This is a genomic window from Frankia sp. CoBUL1 (assembly GCF_978021245.1).
On sequence record NZ_CDXDOS010000227.1, the window covers coordinates 1 to 4,347 of the forward strand.

The following is a 4,347-nucleotide window of genomic DNA, read 5'->3' on the forward strand; positions in this document are numbered from 1 at the left end:
GTGTTCGATCGCCGGGCGCAGCGTCTGCACGGTGGTGTTGCTGATCTTGGCGCGGCCGGTGCGGCGGGCCAGCGCGTGCAGGTTGACCGCCAGCAGCGGGTCGTCGGCGGCCCAGCCTCGGGCGAGCCGTCCGTGCACGATGTGGTCGGCGACCTGCTCCAACGGGATGCCGGTGGACTCGTGGTGGCGCAACACCGCCCGCAGGGCGGCGGGTGTGGCATGCGAGCCGGGCAGCGCGCGGGCCTGGTCCTTGTGAGCCGCCAGCCCGCGGCGCAGCATGAGGACGGGTTCGGCGAGCGTGCCGACGAGGTAGAGCGCGGCGGCGAGCATCGGCTGTAGCACCTGCTGGTGCACTACCGGGGTGGTGTTGGACCCGGGCGGGTTGGCCCCTGTCACCGCCCAGGCTGATCGTCCCGACCAGGGCAGGAAGCCGGGCGGGTAGCGCTCGGCGGTGAACAGCTCGGCGTAGTAGGCGAGTTCGATGATGACCGCGGCGATCAGGCGGATGGTGTAGTCGCCGAGCGGGCTGACCGGGTTCCCGTCGGGGTCGCGCCGGCTGCGCCGCTGGTTCAGATACCGGTCGCAGTGTTCCTGGGTCACCGCGCCGAGGGTGCGGACGTCCTGGTCGGTCAGCCAGGACAGCCAGCCGGTCAGAGCGCGCAGCCGCTGGTGGCAGCTGGTCAGCGCCAGCGGTGTGCGGTAGGCGCGCGCGAGGACCGCCACCTCGTCGAGGGTCGGGGCGAGCCGGGCGAGGAGGTACTCCTTGGCGACCAGCCGCCAGGCCGGGTCGGTGATCGTGGTGAAGTCCATCCGCAGCTCGTAGTCGTGGACGTGCGCCGGCACGCCGTCGACGTCGCCGAACAGCCAGACGTCGTCGTCGAAACGGGGCCGCTGCCCGCCGGCCACGACGGTGAGCCCGGCGGCCTGGCAAACGTCGACACCGGCGAACACCGAGGACCCGGCGGGGTCGAGCGCGTCGGCTGTGTTCGCGCCGGTCACGCGGTGCGCTCCTCGGGTCGTAGCGGCAGGTCGTCGTCCCGGTCGGTGACCGACGCGGCAGCGGTGGCCAGCAGGTCGGCGGGGTAGCGGGCCAGTACCTCGTCGATCCGGGTGGCATACGGGCCGAACACGGCCATGAACTGGGCGGAGGGCATGGCCTGCCACTGGCGGGCGAAGAACGCTTTCAGCCGGAGCAGGTTCGCCGCGTGCCGGGGGGTGAATACCGCCAGCGGGCAGAGCAGGCAGACCCACGGCCGGGCCGGGCACGGCTTGCCCGGCGGCCCGTGCAGCCCAGCATGCGGGTCGGCGCAGGCGGCGGCGAACATGTCTTGCTCGCCGCCGACCAGCACCGCCACCGCGGCGTTGTCGCCGCCGACGGCGGCGGCCAGCCGCGGGAAGCCGGCCACGGCGGCGGCCGTGTCGGCGTCGCCGAGCACGACCGGCGGCTGGGCGCGGCGCAGCATGTCCTGCTGCGCCTCGGCGATGACCGTCTCCACCGCGTCACGCTGCGCGGGGGTGGCGGCGGTGAGGTAGCTGTCGCCTTCCACGGCCGGACTGTGGTTCGGGTCGATCAGCGCCCGGGAACTGCCGTGCCAGGACCGCCGGTCCCGCAACGACAGGTAGGTCGTGCGGATGCGGCGCCGGTCCACCATCAGGCCACGGCGCTCCGCCCAGGCCCGCTGGGTCGGCGCGGGAACCTGCGTGGTCCACCACCGATCCGGGCTGCCGGTGCGGGCCGCGTAGTAGTTGTGGTGCACCCACAGATGCCCGCGCAGTCCGGCGGGGGCGTAGCCCCGGGCGGGTGCGCTGTGGGCCAGCCACTGCTCGAGCAGCCGGACCGCCTTGGCGGGCAGGGTGACCGATTCGGCCGCGCGGCGGCCCTTGACGTAGCCGAGCAGCACCGTGACGTCCCCGGCCCAGTCGAGGTCGCTCACGCCGAGGTCGGCGATGCCGTCAGGGACGATCCCGGTATAGATGCCCAGCAGCAGCCGGTAGGCGATCACCGCGTGGACGTCGGGATAGAGCGCCTGGCAGACCAGGCGGACCCCGCCGCGCAGCTCGATCCACCGGTTGGTCCGGCCCAGATACGCGGCGACGTCGGTCGCGGTCGCCGGACCGTGTTCGGCCAGCAGCCAGGCAACATTGTCCTGGCTGAAGCCGAGCTCGCGCGGGTCGCCGCCGCGGCGCGCCGCCGCCTGCATGACCCGGTGCTGGGCGAACGCCTCGTCAACCGCCGTCCGGCAGGCCTTGTGCAGCCGTTCCCAGTCCTCGGCCGGGTAGGGGACCAGCGGCGTCGACGGCGGCGCGGCGTTGAACAGCCGCCCGCCGGCCAGCTCCCGCACCGGCGGCAGCAAGGCACCGGTCGTCGTGTCGTAGCTGGTCAGCATCCGCCGGGTCGTCAGCTCCGCCAGCCAGCCCGCCCGCAGCCAGTACTCGGCGAGCACGGCGCGGGTCAGCGTCGCCGCCCCACCCGCCAGCCCACGGCCGTGGGCGAAGGCGGCCAGATCCTTCAGGCCGGTCAGGTAGCAGCCGACGGTGGCCGGCGCGTCCACGCTGCCGTGCGGGTGGACCAGCCCGACCAGCAGATCAGCAGCCAGCGGCGCTGGCGTGACACCCGCGACGGCGAACGCGCGGCGGCGGCCGTCGCTGAACACGCAGGCGATCCCGAGCCCGTCCTCTGTCAGCTGGGCGGGCATCAGAACTCGTCCCCCTCCACGTCGGTGTCGGTGAACTCCGCATCGGCCTCACGCAGGGCGGCGGGGTCGGGCGCCAGGCCGTGCTCGGCGCCGGCCCGCTGGTAGGCGTCCCGGTAGATGCGGGTGGTGTCCAACCGGCGCAGATACGCCTCGGTGGTCATCACGCTGGAGTGGCCGAGCAGGTCACGCAGCACCATCAACGGGTCGGCCTTCGACAGATACAACGCCAACGCCGCCTCCGGGCCGCCCTCGCGGCCGGTCGCCACGCTCAGCGCCGCGACCTGCCGGTAGTAGCCGCCGACCAGCTTCTCCAACGTGGCGACCGCGAACGAATGCCGCAGCCGGTGCGGGTGCACATGCGGGAAGCGGGGCTCGAAGGCCTCCCGGACGCGGTCGGAGGCGCGGGTGAACACGCTGTCCCACGCGGTGAACGGCCCGCCGTCCCCGCGCAACGCCAGCAGGCACGACCCGCCGTCCGGGCCGACGAGGCGCCGCCGCTCCGCCGGCCGCAGGCCCGCCCAGCGCACCCGGACCCCGTTGATCCGCCCGCCGGCCGGGTCGGGGTCGCTGACGTGCAGCGGCGTTCCCCACCGGTCCGGGGGCCGCCACGACGACCCGGCCGTGCTCGCGGCCCGGTCCAACCCGACATAGCGGTGCACCGCCTCCAACGCGGCATGATCAACCCAGGTCGTTCGGGGTTTGCGTCCCTTGGCCACTCCCGCCGGCACCGCCAGCGGCACCGGCAGGTCCCCCACCGCCCGGGGCAGCGCCGGGACCTCGTGAACCAGCAGGTAGGTGAACTCCGCCCGGCGCAGCCCACTGGCCAGCGCCAGCCGGGCCATCGCGGCGTTACGTTCCAGCTCCCGGCCCCGATACCCCTCGTCCGGCTGCCCGTCAGGCCGCAATCCGGCCAGCGCCCGCACGAACATCTCGGCGAAGTCAGCCTCCAGATACTTGATCGTCACGTGCGCCTTCGGGGTTCGCCGCCGCGCCAGGTTCACCCGCACCGGCCCGGCCGGACCGGCGAAACCGGCGCGGCCCCGGGCATAGCTGAACGGCACCGCCGCCGCATGCCCCTCGGCCACCGCCCACTGGTAGAAGCACGACAGCACGCTCACGTGCCGATTCCACGTCGCCGCCGCGAACCGCGCCGCCACCGGCCCGTCCGCCCGGTGCGCCGCATACGTCCCCAGCGCCTGCTTCAACGCCTCCCGGCCGTCGAACAGCCCGACCCCCAAGCCGGCGAGGAACTCGAGCCAGTCCCGCAACACCCGCGCGTAAGCCGCCCACGTCGCGCTCGCCGGCGCCCCGCTCGTGGGCAACTCCCGCAGCCACCGGTTCACCACGACCGCCGGCCGCACCGCCCCGCCGTCGTCGTCGAACCGCAGATCGTCATCGACCAGGACCGGCATCCGCTCAGGAATCGTCGGCGCCGCCGCAAGATCCCAGCCCTGCCAGCCCGTGCTGGAGAAGAAGGTCAGATACACGAGGCGCGACCCTACGAACGCCGCACACCACCCCGCAACGGGCAAACGAGACAGCCAGCCCCACCGAAACGAGAAAACGAGACGCTGTCACAAAGCAGAGAGAATCGGCTGGGCAGAGGTCGGGCCAGATCTCCTCTACGCCATGCGAACCACAGCACCCGGCC

Annotated in this window: 3 protein-coding genes; all 3 read right to left on the reverse strand. The window is 73.5% G+C overall.

Annotated elements, in window-relative coordinates:
- A partial coding sequence (locus AC08OX_RS14330; RefSeq protein ID WP_476608280.1) for a hypothetical protein occupies positions 1 to 999 on the reverse strand: 999 nt, incomplete at its 3' end.
- A complete protein-coding gene (locus AC08OX_RS14335) occupies positions 996 to 2,696 on the reverse strand; it encodes a hypothetical protein (protein WP_476608281.1) in 1,701 nt (566 codons plus the stop codon). The genes AC08OX_RS14335 and AC08OX_RS14330, both read right to left, overlap by 4 nt.
- Complete coding sequence (locus AC08OX_RS14340; RefSeq protein ID WP_476608282.1) at positions 2,696 to 4,183, reverse strand: tyrosine-type recombinase/integrase; 1,488 nt, start codon at positions 4,181 to 4,183, stop codon at positions 2,696 to 2,698. The genes AC08OX_RS14335 and AC08OX_RS14340 overlap by 1 nt, the downstream gene beginning before the upstream one ends.
- Positions 4,184 to 4,347 lie beyond the last annotated feature (164 nt).